General features: G+C 64.9%; 16 protein-coding genes. 10 read left to right on the forward strand and 6 right to left on the reverse strand.

From position 1 onward, the window contains the following. Positions 1-225 precede the first annotated feature (225 nt). Positions 226-969, reverse strand: a complete 744-nt coding sequence (locus tag GA615_RS19010; RefSeq protein WP_201750240.1) for a 3-keto-disaccharide hydrolase — start codon at positions 967-969, stop codon at positions 226-228. A gap of 433 nt (positions 970-1,402) precedes the next feature. Here GA615_RS19010 and GA615_RS19015 point away from each other — a divergent pair, with 433 nt between their 5' ends. The 5 genes from GA615_RS19015 to GA615_RS19035 all read left to right on the forward strand — a co-directional run bounded on the left by GA615_RS19015 (position 1,403) and on the right by GA615_RS19035 (position 5,759). Then, a complete protein-coding gene (locus GA615_RS19015) occupies positions 1,403-2,335 on the forward strand; it encodes an LOG family protein (protein WP_152052899.1) in 933 nt (310 codons plus the stop codon). Between the two features lie 153 nt (positions 2,336-2,488). Next, positions 2,489-3,715, forward strand: coding sequence for a hypothetical protein (locus GA615_RS19020; RefSeq protein WP_152052900.1), 1,227 nt, complete (start codon positions 2,489-2,491; stop codon positions 3,713-3,715). Positions 3,716-3,784: 69 nt separating this feature from the next. Further along, a complete protein-coding gene (locus GA615_RS19025) occupies positions 3,785-4,108 on the forward strand; it encodes a hypothetical protein (protein ID WP_152052901.1) in 324 nt (107 codons plus the stop codon). Positions 4,109-4,189: 81 nt separating this feature from the next. Beyond that, a complete protein-coding gene (locus tag GA615_RS19030) occupies positions 4,190-4,864 on the forward strand; it encodes a 3-keto-disaccharide hydrolase (protein WP_152052902.1) in 675 nt (224 codons plus the stop codon). Between the two features lie 79 nt (positions 4,865-4,943). Next, on the forward strand, positions 4,944-5,759 hold the full coding sequence (locus tag GA615_RS19035; protein ID WP_235905554.1) for an MIP/aquaporin family protein: 816 nt from the start codon (positions 4,944-4,946) through the stop codon (positions 5,757-5,759). Here GA615_RS19035 and GA615_RS19040 read toward each other — a convergent pair. Together GA615_RS19040 and GA615_RS19045 are read right to left on the reverse strand one after the other, a co-directional pair. Then, on the reverse strand, positions 5,752-6,420 hold the full coding sequence (locus GA615_RS19040; RefSeq protein ID WP_152052904.1) for a hypothetical protein: 669 nt from the start codon (positions 6,418-6,420) through the stop codon (positions 5,752-5,754). The genes GA615_RS19035 and GA615_RS19040 overlap by 8 nt on opposite strands. 327 nt (positions 6,421-6,747) lie before the next feature. Beyond that, positions 6,748-7,098, reverse strand: coding sequence for a hypothetical protein (locus GA615_RS19045; RefSeq protein ID WP_235905555.1), 351 nt, complete (start codon positions 7,096-7,098; stop codon positions 6,748-6,750). A 232-nt stretch (positions 7,099-7,330) separates the two neighbouring features. Here GA615_RS19045 and GA615_RS19050 point away from each other — a divergent pair, with 232 nt between their 5' ends. After that, positions 7,331-11,083: a HEAT repeat domain-containing protein gene (locus tag GA615_RS19050; protein ID WP_235905556.1), complete on the forward strand. Its 3,753-nt coding sequence runs from the start codon at positions 7,331-7,333 to the stop codon at positions 11,081-11,083. Here the strand turns inward: GA615_RS19050 and GA615_RS19055 are convergent. Continuing rightward, positions 10,980-12,563: an ArnT family glycosyltransferase gene (locus tag GA615_RS19055; protein ID WP_152052906.1), complete on the reverse strand. Its 1,584-nt coding sequence runs from the start codon at positions 12,561-12,563 to the stop codon at positions 10,980-10,982. The two genes, GA615_RS19050 and GA615_RS19055, sit on opposite strands and share 104 nt — an antisense overlap. A gap of 282 nt (positions 12,564-12,845) precedes the next feature. On the opposite strand from GA615_RS19055, the gene msrA reads away from it, so the two are divergent. Further along, the gene (msrA, locus tag GA615_RS19060; protein ID WP_152052907.1) at positions 12,846-13,580 is read left to right on the forward strand and encodes a peptide-methionine (S)-S-oxide reductase MsrA; all 735 of its coding nucleotides are present in this window, start codon (positions 12,846-12,848) and stop codon (positions 13,578-13,580) included. A gap of 91 nt (positions 13,581-13,671) precedes the next feature. Here msrA and GA615_RS19065 read toward each other — a convergent pair whose 3' ends face one another. Then, on the reverse strand, positions 13,672-14,031 hold the full coding sequence (locus GA615_RS19065; protein ID WP_152052908.1) for a hypothetical protein: 360 nt from the start codon (positions 14,029-14,031) through the stop codon (positions 13,672-13,674). A gap of 621 nt (positions 14,032-14,652) precedes the next feature. On the opposite strand from GA615_RS19065, the gene GA615_RS19070 reads away from it, so the two are divergent. Continuing rightward, positions 14,653-15,753: a DUF1559 family PulG-like putative transporter gene (locus GA615_RS19070; RefSeq protein ID WP_152052909.1), complete on the forward strand. Its 1,101-nt coding sequence runs from the start codon at positions 14,653-14,655 to the stop codon at positions 15,751-15,753. A gap of 185 nt (positions 15,754-15,938) precedes the next feature. Then, complete coding sequence (locus GA615_RS19075) at positions 15,939-16,409, forward strand: hypothetical protein (RefSeq protein WP_152052910.1); 471 nt, start codon at positions 15,939-15,941, stop codon at positions 16,407-16,409. Between the two features lie 30 nt (positions 16,410-16,439). Here GA615_RS19075 and GA615_RS19080 read toward each other — a convergent pair whose 3' ends face one another. Beyond that, positions 16,440-17,198 carry a hypothetical protein gene (locus GA615_RS19080; RefSeq protein ID WP_152052911.1) on the reverse strand — a complete coding sequence of 253 codons (759 nt, stop codon included), beginning with the start codon at positions 17,196-17,198 and terminating at the stop codon, positions 16,440-16,442. A 469-nt stretch (positions 17,199-17,667) separates the two neighbouring features. Between GA615_RS19080 and GA615_RS19085 the strand changes: the two genes are divergently transcribed. After that, positions 17,668-18,621, forward strand: a complete 954-nt coding sequence (locus GA615_RS19085; RefSeq protein WP_235905557.1) for an alpha/beta hydrolase — start codon at positions 17,668-17,670, stop codon at positions 18,619-18,621. Positions 18,622-18,777: the final 156 nt, after the last annotated feature.

Here is an 18,777-nt window from a genome sequence, read left to right on the forward strand (position 1 = left end):
GCTCAAGGGTGTCAACGGGGCTGGTCAGGACATTTGAGCACGAATCAAGAACACGGCGAAGGGAACTCAGTCAGCGAACTTCGAGGCAGCCTGCGAAACCAATGAGAAACCGAGCGGTTGAACCGGAGTTCTCCGGGAATGTCCGAAGGGACCGACACGAGTCGGGACGAGTGGGTCCAGACTCATGTTCAGCGTACGGGTCCCCGATCGTTCCGTTCGGTCAGATCAATCGTCGAGGGGAACGAGCCAAATGTTGCGGAACTGGACGGGATCGGAATGGTCCTGGAGGTGAAGAGGCCCCGGGGTACTGGGGTCGCCACCGAGTCCGGACCGGGTGTTGTCCACGGGAATCGGGACATTGTCGTGAATCAAGACGCCGTTCTGGTAAACGGTCATCCGAGCGGGTTCGACCTTCTGGCCGTCTCGAAACACCGGGGCACGGAAGTCAATGTCGTACGACTGCCAGATGGTTGGTGCCTTGCAAACGTTGACCAGGGGAGGGGCAACCTCGTAGATGGCGCCGCAGTCGTTCGAGCGGGGCTCGGCAATGCCGTAGCTGTCGAGCACCTGCACCTCGTAGCGTCCCTGGTTGTAAACGCCGCTGTTGCCGCGGGCCTGGCCGGCCAGCTCGGGCTGGTAGGGAACGCGGAACTCGACGTGCAGGCGGTAGTGGCCATCGAAGGTCCGGCGGGTCTTGAGGCCGAAGTCGCCGCCGCGGGCCGGGGCCTGCATGGCGCCGCCTTCGACCAGAAGCCAGGCAGGCGGCTGCCCGTCAATCTGGACCCACTGATCGAGGTTTGAGCCGTCGAAGAGGATGATTGCCCCCTCGGGAGGGGGAGTCGACTCGACGTGCTGAAGGTCTTCGGGGCGGGCGATCTTAAGATCGCCGAGGTCAGCGTACTGGGCGAATCCTGGCGCGGCGCAGGCCAGAGAGACGGCCAGGGCTCCCATCCCGATCGTCGACCGCATGGTCTGGGGCTCCACGGAGTCGTCGGAAAAGGTTCTGGCCGATCACACCCCGGAGGCATGATGGCCAGCGTTCGGGATCATGGTGTCGGCGCAGGTCGGCGGCGTCAAGCGGCTGGTCGTCCGGAAGACCGAGCAAGTTCCTCAACTTGTTCCACGAACGCCGTTTCGGGCTCGGAATGGATTTTCCGGCCTGGCCCTCGAAATCGACCGAACCGGAATAATCACAACGATTCAAGATTTTTTTACCTGGCGATTTCAATTCTGGTATGGACTCTGCGTGGCAGGGACGCGGCATCGGCGGTGTCGGTATGATGAGAGGAAAGGCGATGGGTGAGGCCACGGCGGCTCGTTCGCCCGAGGAAACCGATCCCGCAAGAAATCGTTTGCTTCCCGACTGTTGCGACGCAAACGGCCCAGCACGAGAGCAGCCATCATGAATCGACGCGACCCGAACGGAGCGACCCCCGAGTCTCAGGATTCGGGACTCGGCAAGGGGGCTCGCCTGCAAGACCTGGACACCCTGCGCCGCCGACACGCTCGGCAAGGATCGCGGGCCTATCGGCAGCCGACCGAGGACGAGGAGCTGCTGAATCATCCCAGGCCAGAGGCTCCCGTCCCGCTGGCCCCCGAGCAAGGGCAATTCACGCATACCGACCCCTGGCGCGTGCTGCGGATTCAGGGGGAGTTCGTCATGGGATTCAACGCCCTGGCCGAGGTGGGGGCGGCGGTCGCGGTCTTCGGATCGGCGCGGATCAAGGAGGGGCACCCCTGGTACGATGCGGCCCGATCGCTGGGCCGGAAGCTGGCCGAGACCGGCTTTGCCGTGATCACCGGCGGCGGCCCCGGCCTGATGGAAGCGGCCAACCGGGGGGCGTCGGAGGCCGAGGGCCTGTCGATCGGATGCAACATCGAGTTGCCATTCGAACAGATGGGCAACCCCTATTCCAACCTCTCGATCAACTTCCGGTACTTCTTCGTCCGCAAGACGATGTTCGTGAAGTACACCGAGGGGTTTGTGATCTTCCCCGGCGGATTCGGCACGCTCGACGAGCTGTTTGAAGCCCTGACGCTGGTGCAGACGACGAAAATCAACCGATTCCCGATCATTCTGTACGATTCGAACTACTGGCGAGGGATGCTCGACTGGGTTGAGCAAACGATGCTTCCGGCGGGAATGATCTCTCCCGAAGACCTGAAGCTCTTGATCGTGACCGACTCGCTCGACGAGGTCTGCGCCACGCTGGTCGATTGCTACAGCAAACGCTGCGGGGAAAGCAAAAAGCGAGCGGAGGGGGCCAGGCTCGACGCCGAGTCCTCGGAATCCCCGACGACGGCTCAGGCGTCGAGCAAGGCGGATGGCCAGTAAGGTGGATCGTGTCGGCCAAGGACAATCGCCGCTTGCCATGACCCCGGACCAGGGGAGAGAATACGCAGAATGTCGCCCAGGGCTCGGGATCGGCCGCGCCGCCCGAGCCGGGTTCGATCCCGAAAGCCCCGCCATCAAGCCCCTTGAGGAACGATGATCGACGCGAACGGTTCGGATCGCGCCGTCGATGACTCGGCGTTTGAGGAACTCGACCACGCCCTGACCGACGAAGGAGCGACCGCGGCGATCGACCGGCTGATCACGCGGCTCGATCACGGTGAGGAGCCCCGCGCCCTGCTCGACGCCCTGCTCCTGAAGGCTCGGCTCGATCTGGGATTGCCCGCGGTCTATTCCGGAATGCTGTCGAGCTTGCCCGAGCCGACCCGGACCCAGTACGAGGACCGCTACATCGAGGCCCTGCGCACGGTCGGTCGGAAACGGTTGGAGGCCGGCGACCTGATCGGAGCCTGGCCTTACTTCCGCACGATCGGCGAGAAGGAGCCGGTGGCCGAGGCAATCGAGGCGGTCGATCCGGCCTCGACCGACGGCCAGGTGCTCGGGCAGATCATGGAGCTGGCCCTTCAGCACGGCGTTCACCCGAGACGGGGGTTCGAGCTGGTGCTGGAAACCTACGGCCCCTGCTCGGCGATCACGGCCTTCGAGCATTTGCCGCCCGACGAGGCGACCCGGCAACCGTGCGCCGATCGGCTCGTGCGGTACCTGCACGAGCAGTTGCGCGCCACGCTCAAGGCCGAGATCGAGCGATCGGGACGGCCGAAGCCGGCCGAGGATGCGTCGATCGCCGAGCTGGTGGAGGCGAACCCTTGGCTGTTCGAGGAGGACGCCTACCACATCGACACCTCGCACCTGGCGGCCGTCGTCCGCATGAGTCCGTTGCTCCAGGACCCCGAGGCGATCCGGCAAGCGGTTGGCCTGACCGAGTACGGCCGTCGGCTCAGCGACCGGCACCGCTACGAGGGAGATCCGCCCTTCGAACAGCTTTACGAGGACCACGGGATTTACCTTCGCGCCTTGCTGGGCGAAGGGGTCGATGAGGCGATCGCCCACTTCCGAGCGAAGCTGGAACCGCCCGATCCCGACGGCGACGACCTGGCCTCGACCCTGCCGGCGCAAATTCTCATTCGCCTGCTCGACCGTCTCGGTCGGCAGGAGGAGGCGATCCCGCTGGCGGCGGAGTACCTTCACGGGGTTCCCGAGGGCCTGCTCCTGTGCCCCGGCCTGCTTCAGCTTTGCCAGGCGAGCGGACGGCCGGACCTGCTGGCCGAGCATGCGAGGTCGGGCGGCGATCTCGTCTCGTACCTCGCGGCCAGGGTTTCGGCATCGAGCCCCCCGGCCGATTCCTCGGCATCGTCTCGGTAACGGAAAGAAGACCATTCCCGGAACGGAACGTCCTGGAACCACACCCCCAGCAAGGGAGGAAGGGCTTTGATGTCCGGGAAAGATCCCGATGCCCGCGAAGTCGACCGGGTCGATGCGCTGCTGACGAGTGCCGATTCGGCACGAATCGACGAGTTTCTGGAGCGTTGCGTGGAAGGCTCGCGCTGGATGGCCCACATTCGAACGGCCGACGTGGAGGCGAAGGTGATTCGCCGTCATCCGCTGGCGTCGATCAGCGAGCGAGATTGCACCTGCGTGCGGCTCCTGCTGGATCTTCCGGTGCCGGTCGAGCCCGGCCTTCGCTTCCGCATCACGGACCTGGACGACCCGAGCCTTGAAGCCGCGGCCATCGTCCGACCGTGGGGATCGACCTGATCGGCACGGTCTGGGCACGATGCGTTGCTGTTCCCTGGAATCACCTCGACTCCTTATTTTTTTCTTGAGAGACTTTCCCCGATGACCTCCATTGCCCCCTCGATGGGATTCGCCTGGCTGATCACCCTGGCCCTGCTGGGAGCCGAAGACAAGGCATCACGGCCCCAGGCCGAACCCGGCCGGGAACTGTTTGACGGGCAGTCGCTCGACGGCTGGGAGCGGTTCGGCGGCCAGAACGAAGGGGCCTGGAAGGTCGAAGACGGGTGCATCGTCGTCGATGGCGAGCGCGGCGGTTGGATCGGGACGCCCCGCGATTACGCCGATTTCGTGTTGCGGCTGGAGTTTCGGATCGCCACGCCGGGGAGCAACTCGGGAGTGTATTTGCGGGCACCGGCCGACACGTCGCACATTTCCCGGACGGGGATGGAGATTCAGATCCTCGACGACGACCACCCGCGCTACGCGACGATCCAGCCGTGGCAGCGGACCGGGTCGATTTACCACGTGGCGGCGGCCGAACCGGGCCACCTGAAGCCGACCGGGGAATGGAACACGATGGAAGTTCGGGCCGAAGGCCCTCATGTGGTGATTCGGTTGAACGGCGAGACGATCGTGGATGATCAGATCGACCAGCATCCGGACCTGGACGAGGAGCATCCGGGATTGAAGCGCGAGGCTGGGCGGATTGGCCTTCAGTGCCACAACGGGCGGGTCGAGTTCCGTGACATTCGGGTCGAGGACCTGTCGAGCGAGTGATTCGAACGGAAAGGCCCCTGCCCTCTTGCGAGAGACCGACGCGCCGTCTACGCTTGCTCCGATCATGAACGAACCACCGTTGAAATCGGCGATCGTTGGCGAGTTTCTGGGCACAGCGTTGCTGATTTTGCTCGGCAACGGGGTGGTGGCGTCAGTCGTCCTGCTGGACAAGCAGGCGGACTGGATCGTCATCACGACCGGCTGGGGCCTGGCGGTGATGCTGGGGATCTACCTCAGCGGTCGGCTCAGCGGTGGGCACATCAACCCGGCGGTCACGCTGGCGCTGGCGGTTCGAGGGCAATTGCCCTGGCCTCGCGTGCCGGTCTACTGGGCCGCGCAGGTGGCGGGGGCGTTTGCCGGGGCGATGCTCGTCTATGTCGATTACGCCGAAGCGTTTCGGGCGTTTGAGGCGGCCAACGGCCTCACGAGAGGACAGCTGGTCGAAGGCCGCTTGCCCGATCCGGCTGCCGGAGGAGCGGGAGTATTCTTCACCGCGCCGGCCTTTGACGTGACCTGGCGATCGCTGTTCAGCGAGGTGCTGGGAACGGCCGTGCTGCTGGTGGGGGTTCGAGCGCTGTCGGATCGTCGCAATACCCACTTCCGCGAGTACTTCGAGCCGATGCTGGTTGGCTTGCTCGTCTTTGCAATCGGGCTGTCGCTGGGCGGGTTGACCGGATACGCGATCAACCCGGCCCGCGACCTCGGCCCGAGGCTCGCCGCCGCGCTTCTGGGATGGGGACCGGCGGCCTTCCAGACCCACGACTGGTACTTCTGGGTGCCGATTGTCGGCCCGTTCGTCGGGGGGATCATCGGCGTGTTCGTGTACGATCTGCTGATTCATCCGAACCTGCCGAGCCGAGACGAACCGACCCCACCGGGCACGATCGTCAGTTGATCGGCGGGCCGATCGGCTGGGGTCCGGGGTCTGGGCAGTGGCTCAGGAACTCGGGGACCGAGACTCCCACGCCGGGCAACGATTCCCAGCTTGGCAAGCCGGGCCGGGTCTGGACCATGTAGGCCCAGTGGCCGACCTGCGGCTGGCCGCTCGGGTTGGAGAACATCTGGTTCTCCATCGTCCACTGGCCGAACCTGGGCCGCATCTGGCCGATTCCCTGGGTGATGGTTGGGCTGGTCGAGTCGGCGGAGAGTGTGAAATTGATCAGGACACGGCCTTCCGGCGTCACCGATCCGACCATCGTGGAACAGGTTGGTTCGGCGTTCTGGAGCTGAGAGACGGTTACTCCCCAGAAGTAGCCGCCCCGAAAGCCGGTAATGTGGAAGACGGTCTGGTCGGAGACGGGAAGGATGACCTCGCTCGTCGGGTCGTAGACGACGGCAGGCAGGTTGACCGGTGGCACGTACCAGTAGGTGTCGGCCAGCCAGGACCAGCGCGAGCCGATCGGCGGTTGGTGCGTCCGGGGCGCCGCCTCTTGCGTTTGCCTCGCGGCGAGCAAGGCTTGCTGGCGCTGGGCGAGGGCCTCGGCGAAGGGCCTGACCGGCGAGATTTGCGGGATGGATCGAGGCTCGTGAACCAGGGCCGCAGGCAGTCGGAGCATCGGGCGGGCGCTTCGGCTCAGCAACACGCGTCCTTCGAGCGATTCGACGGTCGGTGTTGGGGTCGCTCGCCGTCGCGAGCGGCCTGATCGGAAGTGATGCATGAGATCGGGTGCCTTGACCTTCCTCGGACGGGGTCGTTCCGCAAGGCCCGACAGACGGCGATCGGCAAAGCCTTCGGATCGGCGGTTTGCCGAGCCGAGGCTCCTCGATGGGTGCCGATCCGCCGATGGCCAGGTTAAGCGTACCACACGATCCCCGCCGGAGCGTCGGCCCGAGAAATCACGGGCCGACGACCTCGTCGAAGGGTCAAGGCTCGATCCGACGCCTTACTTCCAGCGCTGAAAGAGGCGCTCCAGGGCAGCAACGGCTTCGTGCAGGCGGTGCTCGTCCTCGGCGTAGAGGTCGCCGGTTTCCATGGGCATTCGGGAGACGCAGTGCGCGATCTGATCGCGCGAGCCGAGCATCTGGGCGTACATCCGGTCGTACGAGGCACGATCGGGTGACTGGCCGAGCACGTCGAGCTTGCGGCGGGCCTCGGCGATGCGCTGATCCCATTGCTGGAGGATTTCTTCCAGCTTGGCGCGTTCCTTGAGGTGAACCCGCTGGGGGTAGGACGGATTCTTCGGGACCACCGGGCGGGGCGGTTGAGCCGGTAGGATGTCGTAACGACTGGACACGGGAGGCTCCAGAACTCGGTTCGCCATCGAACCCTTTGAAACGGGAAGGGCACAACGCCAGGAAGGCTCTGATTGTATGTCCGGAAGGGCGGGGCGCGAAGATCCGCTCACGCCTCGGTGCGCGGATCGGATCGCGTTGTCGGTCGGCACGGTTGCGGATAGAATCCCGACCCGTCTCCCGCCCGAGCTTTGCCCATGCTTCCGAACTCCTTCCGGCCCGGGGGTTTTTGCCATGCGCCGATCGGTCTGTGTTTCGCTTGCGGTTGCGTTGCTGGGAATGATCCTGCCGATCGGGCGATCGCTCGCCCAGGAACCTGCCCAAGCCTTGCCGGAAGTGCCGGAGGGCTGGTCGATCGAGCTGATCGCCGAGGCGCCGGCGATTCTGTACCCGACGGCGATCGTGACCGCTCCGGACGGCACGGTTTACCTTGGGCAAGACCCGATGGACATGCCCGGCCCGCCAACCGAGCCGATCGACTCGGTCGTCGCCATCCGTCCCGACGGCTCGATCAGCACCTTTGCCGACGGCTTGTGGGCGGTGATGGGCCTGGAATGGATCGACGACACGCTTTACGTCGTCCATGCCCCCTTTCTGTCGGCCTTCAAGGATACGAATGGCGACGGCAAGGCGGACGAACGGGTGGATCTCGTCACCGGCCTCGGCCCCGATCGTCCCGGCTTCAGCGGCCTGAACGACCACGTTCCCGGCGGGATGGAGCTGGGGATGGACGGCTTTCTCTATGTTGCCGTGGGAGACAAGGGGATTCCGAAGGCGGTCGGATCGGACGGCTCGACGATCCAGCTCAAAGGGGGGGGCGTGGTGCGGGTCCGTCCCGACGGGAGCGATCTCGAAGTCGTTTCGACCGGCGAGCGAAACCCGCTCTCGGCAATGTTGACGACGCATGACGAGATCTTCACCTACGGCAACGACGACGACAGCAAGAAGTGGCCGAACAGCCTGACGCATCACATCGTCGGCGGTCATTACGGGTATCCGTACGAGTTCTTGCTCAGGCCCGAGCGTGCCCTGCCGATTGTCGGGGGGCAACTGGGCGGATCGGGAACGCAGGGCATCGTGGTCAAGGGGGGCGGGTTACCGGAGGAGATTCAAGGGAACCTGCTGGTCTGCGACTGGGGGTTGCAAAGCGTCTTCCGGATCGAGGTGGTTCCGAGCGGCGGAACCTTTCGCCTGACGCGCCGAGAACCGTTCATCACGGCGGGACCGGTGTCCGATTTTCGGCCCTTCTCGATCCGAGAAGCGGCCGATGGCCGCTCGCTCTACGTGGTCGACTGGGGGATCGGCAACTGGCTGCTGCCGGATGCCGAGACGGGGCGTTTGTACCGCGTGACTCCGGCCGAGCCTTCTGCCGAGACAGTCGCGGCACCGGAAACGCTGGACCTCGACGCGCTCGATCATCCGAATCACGCCGTCCGCCTCCGGGCTCAGCGCACCCTGGCAAGCCAAGGAGCGGAAGCGGTCGCCTCGCTGGCCAATCGCCTGGGAATCGAAGGGCAAGGAACGCAGGGGCGATTGCATGCGATCTGGGCGCTCGATGCGATCGGATCACCCGACGCGGCGGCGGCGATCTGCGAGGCGATGGGAGCCGAGAACCCGGTGGTGCGCTCTCAGGCGGCCAGGCGGGCCGGGATTCGCAAGGATCGAGACGCGAAGCCCATGCTCGAAGGATTGCTCGACGATCCGGACGCGGTCGTTCGGCGCGAGGCGGCGATCGCCCTGGGTAAGCTGGGCGATCCGTCGGCCGGCCCGGCCTTGATGGCGAGGCTCGGCGAGGACGATCCGTTCGTCTCGTGGGCCATTCGCCGGGCGATTCGGGAGCTTGGGGCCTGGGACGTTGAGGCGATTTTGACGGCTCTGCGCGATCCGGAACGTCGGGAGGCGGCGATCCGGCTGACGGACGAGGCCTACGCGGTTCCCGTGGCCGAAGCGCTGGGGAAGGCGCTGACGGAAGTGACCGATGCGCCGGCCAGAGCGGCGATCGTGACCAATCTCTCGGAGATCCTCCTCAAAGTTCCCGAATGGGATGGCGCTTGGTTCGGGACCAATCCGCTCGCCGGAACGATCCCGCAAAAGACAGCGGCGTGGGATCGAGACGGGATGCGGCTGGCGGCGATGGGCCTGATCCGGGCGCTGGACGATCCGGACGCAACGGTTCGAGGACGGGCGATCGTCGGTTTGCGTAAGGTTGGCCCGTCGGCCGTGCCGTATCTGAGGGCGAGGCTCGGCAGGGAATCGGACGGGGAGAACCTGCGAGCGTTGGCGTTGATTCTGGGAGACCTGGCCGATCGGGAATCGGTGCCGATGCTGGCGAGGATCGTGGTCGATCCCCTCGCTCCGTCGCCGGCACGTGAGGCGGCGGTCGATGCACTGGGGCATTTGCAGGGTCCGGAGGCGTTGCGGGCGCTGTTCACGGTGACCTTTGATCCGAAGGCCCCGGCCGATCTCGTCGCCAGAGCTCTGCCGAAACTGAGCCGCTCGGGAGCCTTGCCGCCGAACGACCTGGCGAGCTTCCTCGACCATGAGGACGCGTCGGTTCGGATCGCGGCGATCGGGGCCCTGGCGGCGGTCGAAGGGTTGCCGGATCATCTGACCGATCGCGTTGTCGGTCGCCTCGACGATCCGGACCCGACGGCCACCGTGGCGGCGGTGGCCGCGGTGGCGGCGCTCGGAGCTCGCCCGGCGGTGCCGAAGCTGGTGGCAATGTTTGATGCGCAGCAGATCGATCCGACGCTCCGATCGACGCTTGTCCGAGCCCTTTCGGTCATGCCCGAGCCCGAGGCGTTGCCGGTCTTTCTCGATGCGATCGGTGACCGCGACCCCGACCTGAGGCGATCGGCCGAGGCGGCCTTGCTGGTGATCCGGGATCGGGTCCGCCCGCGACTGGAGGAGCATGCTCGCTCGGTGGACCGGACCAGCCCGGCCGCGGCGGCCCTGGAACGGGTGTTGACGACCTTCCAGCCGGTGGTTGACTGGCAGGTGATCGGGCCATTTGCCCGAACGACGGCTCGGGTGTTCCTGGGATCGACCGAGATCGACTTCTCGGAAACGCATTCCGGGGTCGAGGGGCGGACGATCGCCTGGCACCCGAGACAGGGGGACGCGCAGACCGGCCGGGTGGTGATCGACGACCTGAAGGGGGGGCAAGGGGATGTCGGCGGCTTCGGCTACGACGCGACGGGATCCCCCGACCTGGCCGCCTTTGCCACGGCCGAGATCCGATCTGACGAGGAACGCGAGGCGCTTCTGTTGTTCGGCTCCAGCGGCTCGATGATCGTCGAGCTGAACGGGGAGCCGATTCTGGAGGTCAGCGAGTACGCAGGCCGTCCCTATGAGCCCGACAGCGACCGGGTGCGGGTGAGGCTCAAGAAGGGGTCGAACCGCCTGGTCATGCGGGTTCGGCAGGGGATCGGCACCTGGGCCTTTGGCGTTCAGGTGTCCGACCCCGGTCAGGCGTTGCTGGCGCAGTCAGAGGCTGGATCGGGTGTCGAGGCCCTGCGAGCGTTCGCGATGGAGCACGACGGCGACGCCGAGCGGGGGGAAGCCTTGTTCTTCGCCGGCGACGGCATCGGCTGTGTGAAATGCCACGCCGCCGGCGGGAAAGGAGACTCGGACCTCGGGCCGGACCTGACGGGCCTGGCGGCGAAATATGATCGGGCGGAGGTTATCCGGTCGATTCTGGAGCCGTCGAACCGGATCGCCACGGGGTATCAGCCGGTGCTGGTGGCCACCGACGACGGCAGGGTGCTGGCGGGGCTGGTCCGGGAGGAGTCGGCGAGCGAGCTGGTGCTGGCCGATGCCGAGGCCCAGATCGTTCGAGTGGTGAAGGATCAGATCGAGGAGCGACGGCTTGGGCAGGTGTCGATCATGCCCGAGGGGCTGGTCGATTCCCTCTCCCCGCAGGAGTTTGCGGATCTGGTCGCGTACCTGATGAGTCTGAAGGCTCCGACACCGGCGCGGGTGGAATGACCTCGAAGACCCGGATGGTCCCCTCGTCGCTGCTCCATCGCAGGATCACCCGATCGGGATGGTCGGCGACGAACCGGGAGAGCGGGTCATCGGTCGCCCGGGCAAAGCGCGCCTCGGTGACGATGAGGTAGGCGACCCGATCTTGGTCGATCTGGTCGGCGATCGCGGCGGGATCGGCCGGGGGGACCAGGCCGGGGCGGTCGGTGAACCAGAAGGCCTCGGCCGGGTAGGCGGTCATGAGGGGGCCGGGGCGATCACCGAACCGGGCAATCCAGTGGAAGGCGGGATCAACCACGCCTTGAGCCCGCCGTTCGGCCTCGGCTCGCCCGGAAAGCGCTGCGTAAAGGCTGTAGGGAGTCGCCGCCGCCAGAAGAAGCCAGGCGGCGAGTACTCGAGAGGAAGGAATCGGACGTTTCAGACCGATCCGGCGGACGATTGCCGCGATGCCTTCGGTGGCGACCACGAGCATCGGCGGCACGAGTGGGATGAGGAATCGCCCGGCTTCGGTGAACGGCCAGACGAGTAACAGACCGAGATTGCAGACGACAACCAGCCCGGCGAGCCGTCGCCGATCCGCCCGAAGGGTCTGAGCCAGGCCCATCAGCAAGACGAATGCCGCTACGATGGCGACGGCCGAGGCGATCGGTGCCGCTCGGGGGACGAAGACCGTGCCGACCTCGATCACGGGAGCGCTGAGGGAGTCGGGGATGCGAAGGACGTAGAACCAGGCGTTCCCGGCGATGACCTCGGGCATCGAGCGTCCCGGCAAGAGGTCGAGCTGGGTCGGCCTCGGGGTGCGGACAAGCCACCAGGCCCAGGGAAGAACGATCAGGGCCGCCACGGCGAGGGCCGACGCCAGCGCGGTCCATCGGCGTCGGATCGCCAGTTCGAGTGCGACGGCCGCGTTCACGGCGGCGCCGACGTGGCGGGTCAGACTCAGCCCTCCCAGGAGGAGGCCGAGGCGGAGCCCCCCCCCTGCCCCGCCTCGGGAGGCTGCCAGGGTCGCCAGGAAGACAAGCTGCTGAAGCAGGAGATACGGGGGTTCCGATCGAATCGAACCGCCGGCGCGGTGCCAGGTCCAGTTCATCGCCAGGGCAAAACCAAGAAGCAAGGCGACCCGAGCCGGATAGATTCGGCGGAACCAGGCCCAGGAGACAACCACGGCTCCAACCGTACAGGCGATCGAAACCAGGTGAGCCACGGCGATCGAGCGTCCGGTCACGGCCCAGGTCGCGGAGAGCAAGACGGGGTAACCGGGGGGGAAGTGCCCGTGAGGAGGGGTGTCGGGGTGGTCGATGTCGCGGTAGCCGTGGCCCCCGAGAATCGACCGGCCAAGCATGGCATAGCCCGCGCCGTCGAATCGAGGGGGTTCGTTGAGGCTCGTGCTGGTGATCACCCCCACCGCCGCGACAAGGGCGATCAGCAAGGCGGTCCCCCATCGGCGTGGGGCTCGAAACCGCGTCGTCCTGGCGTTCGCCATTGCCAAGGTCCTTCGGGGGAACGCCCGAGTCCGAGGGCTTCGTCCCTCTGCCCGCTGTCAATGTTTCGATCCGGTCAGTGCTGGACGATTATGCCAGAATTTTGCGGCCGATCCGACGGATCGAAGCGGCGATTCCTCGGGAAGTGGCCGGGATTGGCTGGGAATCGTCTTGCCAGTGCATACAATAAGGGCGAATGCCGGCAATCAAAGGCCCACCCGGCTCGGGCTGTGCGGCTCGAGACATCACATAAGGGTGGCCAGGACCCCGGGAGCCCGTTGACGATGATCCTCGCACTTGTCTCCGCCACGCTTCTGGTGGTGGGAGGGGAGAGTTCCGCTCCGGTGCAGGAACCCACCCCTCGCGGTATCGCGGCCCAGGCCCAGCGATCGCAGAGCGACCGCCCCGCAGCAGATCGATCTCAGGAGAAACCGGCCGTGGAGACGCCGCAAGAACCCGACCCTGAGACTGCCCCTCCCGTCTCGTCGGAACCGAAGCTGGCGACCTTCGGCAATGGCTGCTTCTGGTGCACCGAAGCGGTCTTCGAACTGGTCAAGGGGGTTCAGGACGTGGTTTCGGGATATTCGGGGGGACAGATCCCCTTCCCCTCGTACGACGCGGTTTGCACCGGCAGGACCGGGCACGCCGAAGTGGTGCAGGTGACCTACGATCCGTCGGTCATCAGCTATCCTGAGCTGCTGGAGATCTTCTGGCGGACCCACGACCCGACCACCATGAACCGCCAGGGTCCGGACATCGGCACGCAATACCGATCGATCATTCTCTGGCACGACGACGAGCAACGGGAAATCGCCGAGGGGTTGAAGGCCAAGCTGAACGAGAACAAGGTGTTCAAGCGGCCGGTCGTCACCCAGGTGGTTCCGTACCAGGTCTTCTACCCGGCCGAGCCGTACCATCAGGATTATTTCCGCAAGCATCCGAACGCCGGCTACTGCCAGATGATGATCATTCCGAAGCTCAAGAAATTCTCTCAGACGTTTCGCGACAAGATGCGATGATCGTTGAACGTTCCGTTCGACACCGAAACCCCGAGGAGGTTGGCGAAGACGGTTCGCCGGCCTCCTCGGGGTTGTTCATGAGACAGGTCGCTCAGCGCACCGGCGGATAGTAGTAGCGCTGCAAGGCATTGGGCGGGCCGCTCATCGAATCCCAGGTCCAGCGATCGTAGGGCTGACCGTAAGGACTTCCATAGAAGGGAAAGACATCGTTCGGCCCGTAAGGCACATACTGCCGGGCCCGGTTGGGAAAGGCCGCGTAATAGCTGTAGGGATATGTCACTCCCTGATCGACGGTGATCGCACTGCCGAAGGTGGAGATCGGCATGACCGGAGACGACACGACGACCGGAGCGCCGAAGGCGGTGAGGCCCTGGGCGTCGGCACGGTTCGAGCCTGGAGCGGCCAGGGTCGCCACGGCGGCGACCACAAACGCGGCAAGATGAAGCTTCATGGGTGAATCCTCAGAACGATTTGAAGGAATCGGCACCCGAGCGACGCCTGCCCCGGACCCGCTCCGGAGCTCCGCAGGGACGTGTGCCGACTCGCTTCCATCGTCGCGGAGCAAGAGGCAGACCGCCAGCCTGTAGGAGCGGCGTTCACACTTCGAAAGACCTCAAAGCCCGGGCAAGGGAGGGCGGCCACACCGCGGGTTGACCGATGGGCAAGAACACCCGAAGCCGCGTTCGCTGGTGTTGGGTCGGGGGGACCATTGTCGAAGCGATTTGGCGTCCAAACTCAAACGCACTGGTGACCCTAAGATTTTAGGAAGATGTGGATATTCAGAAAATCCCGATTTGTTTCTTGACCAGAATCGATCGGCCTGATATTCCAGAATTGACCCTCGATGTCACAACGACTTCGGCGAAGGCAACGCCACCGAAGGTTCGGACATCAGGGGTTCCAATTCTCACAAGGATGGCCTCTCACCCGAGACTGATGACGTCTGTTGCCGTGCCCGCGTGCGCGGCGTGCGGTTCCCGTTCGGACTCTCACTTCCGAGATCACGTGACGATGGCTTGTTCTGGGGCGTCGTCACGTTCTTCAACTGCGCCTGGCGCGCGGGAGCACCCTTATGCATGTCAAGGCTCGTTCACGGGTTGGGTTTACGCTGATCGAATTGCTCGTGGTCATCGCGATCATTGGCGTCCTGATTGCCCTGTTGCTGCCGGCGGTGCAGAGCGCTCGGGAAGCGGCGCGACGGGCGCAGTGCACGAACAATTTGAAGCAAATCGGCATCGCGATGCACAATTACCACGACCAGTTCGGTGCGTTCCCAACGGGAGGGATTACCGGGTTTGCGCAGGGGAATGTTTGGGCGGGGAACGCGAATCTACTGTGCTGGCGGGCGCTGATCCTTCCGCAGATTGAAGGACGAAATACGTACGACGCCATCAATCTGAATATCAATACCCTTGGCGCTGGTCCGGATCCGGGGGCGATGTTCACCGCCTGGATGACCGTGAACAATACGTTCCTCTGCCCTTCCGACGGGGAACTTGAGGGGGGCCTGCGGACGTGGCAGGGCAATGGCCTCGGCCAGTACCCCGCGGGGAACCCGCCGTTCCGCCCGGGAACAACCACCCCGGTCGATCGTGTTCCCGTTTCGAACTATGCGTTGAGCTTTGGGGACAACTACGCCGGAGGCATCCTCAACGGCGGGCTCCCCTGGGAAACGCCCCCGAGTGTCACCACGCTGCCGCCGGGTCAGCCTCGGATCGGCTATCACGGGTTCTGGGGAACTCGAAATAGCGGGGGACAGATGCGCGGGTTCTCGGACTATCGCGAACTGCAAACGACCAACATGGCCGGCGTGCGCGATGGCACGAGCAACACCATCATGGTGGGTGAAACCTTGCCATACCGCGCGGCCGACAGCAACTTCTGGCACTTCAACGGATCGAGTGCCGGCACAACCGTTCCCTTGAACTGGAATTCGAACACGGTGCCGGGGAACGATCCGTCGTGCCTGAATCGGTGGCAGTCGGCAAGTGCTCCGCTGGGCTGTCGATTCGGAGCCGCCGCCAAGGGATTCGCAAGCGAACATCCCGGCGGAGCCAATTTCCTCTTTGCCGACGGCTCGGTGAAGTTCCTCAAGGATAGCATCAACATCGTCACCTACTGCGCCCTGGGAAGCAGGAACGGTGGAGAAGTCATTTCGGCAGATCAGTACTGATGGACCAATCCATTCCGGTGTGACTTCGGCGCTCCGGCCCGGCGGGGAGATGATCCGCCAACAGAGATACTCTCGCCACCGGGCCGGGCGGATTTCGGTGTGACCTCTGCCCTACCCCGTTGCTCAACCGGAGGCCAGAGGCGACCACCAGGGAAGACCAGAGACGAATCCAAGGAATCTCGCAGATGAATGGCTTGACTCGATCGCTTGCGTTGCTGGGAGGATTGATCTTACTTCTGACCGCCTCGGGGTGTGGTGGCGACGGGCTGGGGAAACGCTACCCGGTGTCCGGAACCATCACGTACAAGGGCGAGCCGGTTCCTCATGGGAACATCTTCTTCGTGCCCGACGATCCGAACACGGGGAGAGCCGCATCGGGAAGCATCAGCGAAGGGCGGTACCGTCTCTCGACCGCAGGAACCAACGACGGCGCTTTCCCCGGCTCTTACAAGATTCGGATCATGGCGCTTGAGGTGGATAACTCTCAGGTGGAGGCGAACATGCAAGGGGGTTCGGGGCGTCAGGACGATGTGATTGCCGCCACTCAGGCCGCCCAGAAACTCATCCCGGCCAAGTACGAACTCGAAACGACCTCGGGCTTGACCGCCACGGTCGAGGAAGGATCGAACACGTTCGACTTCGAATTGACGGATTGAGGCTCAATCGAACACCGCCCGGTCCTCTGCTCACGACCGAGGGGGGAGGACCCGGCAGGGTTCCTTGCGGTGACGGCCGTCCTGGGTCAGGGCACCGTCGAGTCGCCGATCGAGCGCGGTAATGGCCTGATCGAGCACGGCCCGAGCGGTGTCGAGATGGTGAGGACGCAGGGCGTACGGATCTCTCGGCAGGCCGATACGAGGGGATCGAAGCTGATCGGGTGCAAGCGGGAGGTCGGCGGGAAGGTGGCGGGGGTCGATCGGCTCGAAGCCGGAACCATCGGCCGACGCCGTGTAATAGGCCCGCCGGGAGGCAGGAGGACCGGGGTAGGTCCAGGCATCGCGCAAGGCCAGGAGTTCGGCGAACTGAGGCCAGGGAGGGCGGTCGGCCTCAAGGGCCGGGGGACGTTCCTCGGCGGCGAGGGCCGGAAGCAGGGCCCAGGCTTCGGCCAACGGGATGGGGCGAGACGGGTCGGTCAGGAGGTGGACCAACTCGGGTCGGGCCAGCTCGGCAGCGGCCTGATGAACGAGCGCCTCGGCCGCCTGAAGATAGAGGAGGAACGAGGCGCGGGCGAGCCGGCTTGCCTCGCTCTCCGATCGAGGCAACCGGAGATGGCTTTGCGTGTGCAGCCAGAGGGCGTCTTGATAGAGGCAGTGAAACGGGCTGACGGTCGTTTCAATCACCTGACCCGAGACGGACGGATCGGGAATCTCGGGGTCGGCGAGGGCTCGACCGTTGCTCGGGCCGAAGGGGTCGGGCATCAAGGGGTCGGGGTCGCCGAATGGCATGGCGCATCCTCGAACTGGTGCGGGCGAACCGGCTGGCATGTGTTCGGGATCGGGCGGTGACGATCGGCCCGGACCGGCCAGGCGAATCGGACGCAACAACCGATCGTATCATCATCTTAGCACAGCCGGCAACGGGCGGTCGAGCTTCCAGGACCAGACACTCGGGTCGGGTGATTGGTGAGGGTGCGGTTCACGGATTGCCACCGCGACGATCCTCGATGGCACGACCGGCTCGTGGTGTCGCGGTGATTCGATCCGTGTCGAGCGGTCAGCCGCCCGAGACGCTCGACACTCGAACACAATCGACCACGAGGCGGTTGACTCGGACCCGGTCCAGGGCGTCTGATGGCGGCCATCGATCATCCCCAGGCGCGGCATTGCACCCGCCGAGTGATCGAGCAATTGCAGCGGGTCACCGAGTTCTCTTGATCGAAAGGGATCGAACATGCGCGCGAAGGCGAGTCATTCCGTGGTCTCGATTGTTCTCGGACTGGTCGTCATGATCGGCATGCTGGTGGAACCGGCTCGGGCGATCACGGAGGTCACGTTCGAACGAACGTCGGACGTGATCTACGGCCGAAAGCATGGCACGGCCCTGACCTTCGACGTCTTCCAGCCCACCCAAGACGGACCCGGTTCGGGGGTGGGGTTGATTCTGGTGGTGAGTGGCGGTTGGTTTTCCGCGCACGAGGCGATCTCGCTGCCATTGATCGAGCCGTTTCTCGATCGGGGATACACCGTGTTCGCGGTGGTGCATGGGAGCCAGCCGAAGTTCACGATCCCCGAGATCCTCAGCGACTTGCACCGCGCGGTGCGGTTCATTCGCTACCATGCCGAAGACTACGGCATCGACCCCGATCGGATCGGGATTTACGGAGGATCGGCCGGAGGACACCTTTCGCTGATGCAAGGGACCGCCGGAACCCCGGGAAACCCTGAGGCAAAGGACCCGGTCGAGCAGACGTCGAGCCGGGTGCAGGCCGTGGCCTGCCTGTTCCCACCGACCGACTTCCTGAACTACGGCAAACCGGGAGAGAATGCGCTGGGTCGGGGCATTCTGGAAAACTTCAAGGCTCCGTTCAACTTTCACGAACTGGACACGACACGCAACGTATACGTACCGATCAGCGATGAGGAGCGGATCTTTGAGATCGGACGCGACATCTCCCCCATTTCTCATGTGAGCCCGGACGACCCGCCGACCCTGATTCTTCACGGCGACGCCGATACGCTGGTGCCCATTCAGCAGGCCCAACGGTTTCTTGAAGCGCTCGGCGAGCAGGGGGTCGAGACGGAACTTGTGGTGAAGGCCGATGCCGGCCACGGGTGGCCCGATCTTCCCAAAGATTTGACCAGCCTGGTCGATTGGTTCGATCAGCATCTTCTGGGAGCCTCCTCCTCCGATTCCTCAGGGTCGGATTGACGACCGGATGATGCCAGGAATTTCCCAATCGCGGCCAGAGAGCCGTGATGGACGCACGGGATGAGTTCGCCGATCAGCCGGAACCTGGATTGGAAAGTGATTTTCCGAGAGGGTGGCAGCGGTCGTGATCGGATCGGGAACTCGGTCAACCCGGGG

Source organism: Tautonia marina (genome assembly GCF_009177065.1).
GTDB classification, from domain to species: Bacteria; Planctomycetota; Planctomycetia; order Isosphaerales; family Isosphaeraceae; genus Tautonia; species Tautonia marina.

Bases quoted from the DNA above. Each gene is read 5' to 3' on its own strand.
- GA615_RS19065 (WP_152052908.1), bottom strand. From the start codon at position 14,031: ATGAAGCTTCATCTTGCCGCGTTTGTGGTCGCCGCCGTGGCGACCCTG.
- GA615_RS19010 (WP_201750240.1), bottom strand. From the start codon at position 969: ATGCGGTCGACGATCGGGATGGGAGCCCTGGCCGTCTCTCTGGCCTGC.
- GA615_RS19080 (WP_152052911.1), bottom strand. From the start codon at position 17,198: ATGCCATTCGGCGACCCCGACCCCTTGATGCCCGACCCCTTCGGCCCG.
- GA615_RS19030 (WP_152052902.1), top strand. From the start codon at position 4,190: ATGACCTCCATTGCCCCCTCGATGGGATTCGCCTGGCTGATCACCCTG.
- GA615_RS19075 (WP_152052910.1), top strand. From the start codon at position 15,939: ATGAATGGCTTGACTCGATCGCTTGCGTTGCTGGGAGGATTGATCTTA.
- GA615_RS19015 (WP_152052899.1), top strand. From the start codon at position 1,403: ATGAATCGACGCGACCCGAACGGAGCGACCCCCGAGTCTCAGGATTCG.
- GA615_RS19025 (WP_152052901.1), top strand. From the start codon at position 3,785: ATGTCCGGGAAAGATCCCGATGCCCGCGAAGTCGACCGGGTCGATGCG.
- GA615_RS19040 (WP_152052904.1), bottom strand. From the start codon at position 6,420: ATGCTCCGACTGCCTGCGGCCCTGGTTCACGAGCCTCGATCCATCCCG.
- GA615_RS19070 (WP_152052909.1), top strand. From the start codon at position 14,653: ATGCATGTCAAGGCTCGTTCACGGGTTGGGTTTACGCTGATCGAATTG.
- GA615_RS19055 (WP_152052906.1), bottom strand. From the start codon at position 12,563: ATGGCGAACGCCAGGACGACGCGGTTTCGAGCCCCACGCCGATGGGGG.
- GA615_RS19020 (WP_152052900.1), top strand. From the start codon at position 2,489: ATGATCGACGCGAACGGTTCGGATCGCGCCGTCGATGACTCGGCGTTT.
- msrA (WP_152052907.1), top strand. From the start codon at position 12,846: ATGATCCTCGCACTTGTCTCCGCCACGCTTCTGGTGGTGGGAGGGGAG.
- GA615_RS19050 (WP_235905556.1), top strand. From the start codon at position 7,331: ATGCGCCGATCGGTCTGTGTTTCGCTTGCGGTTGCGTTGCTGGGAATG.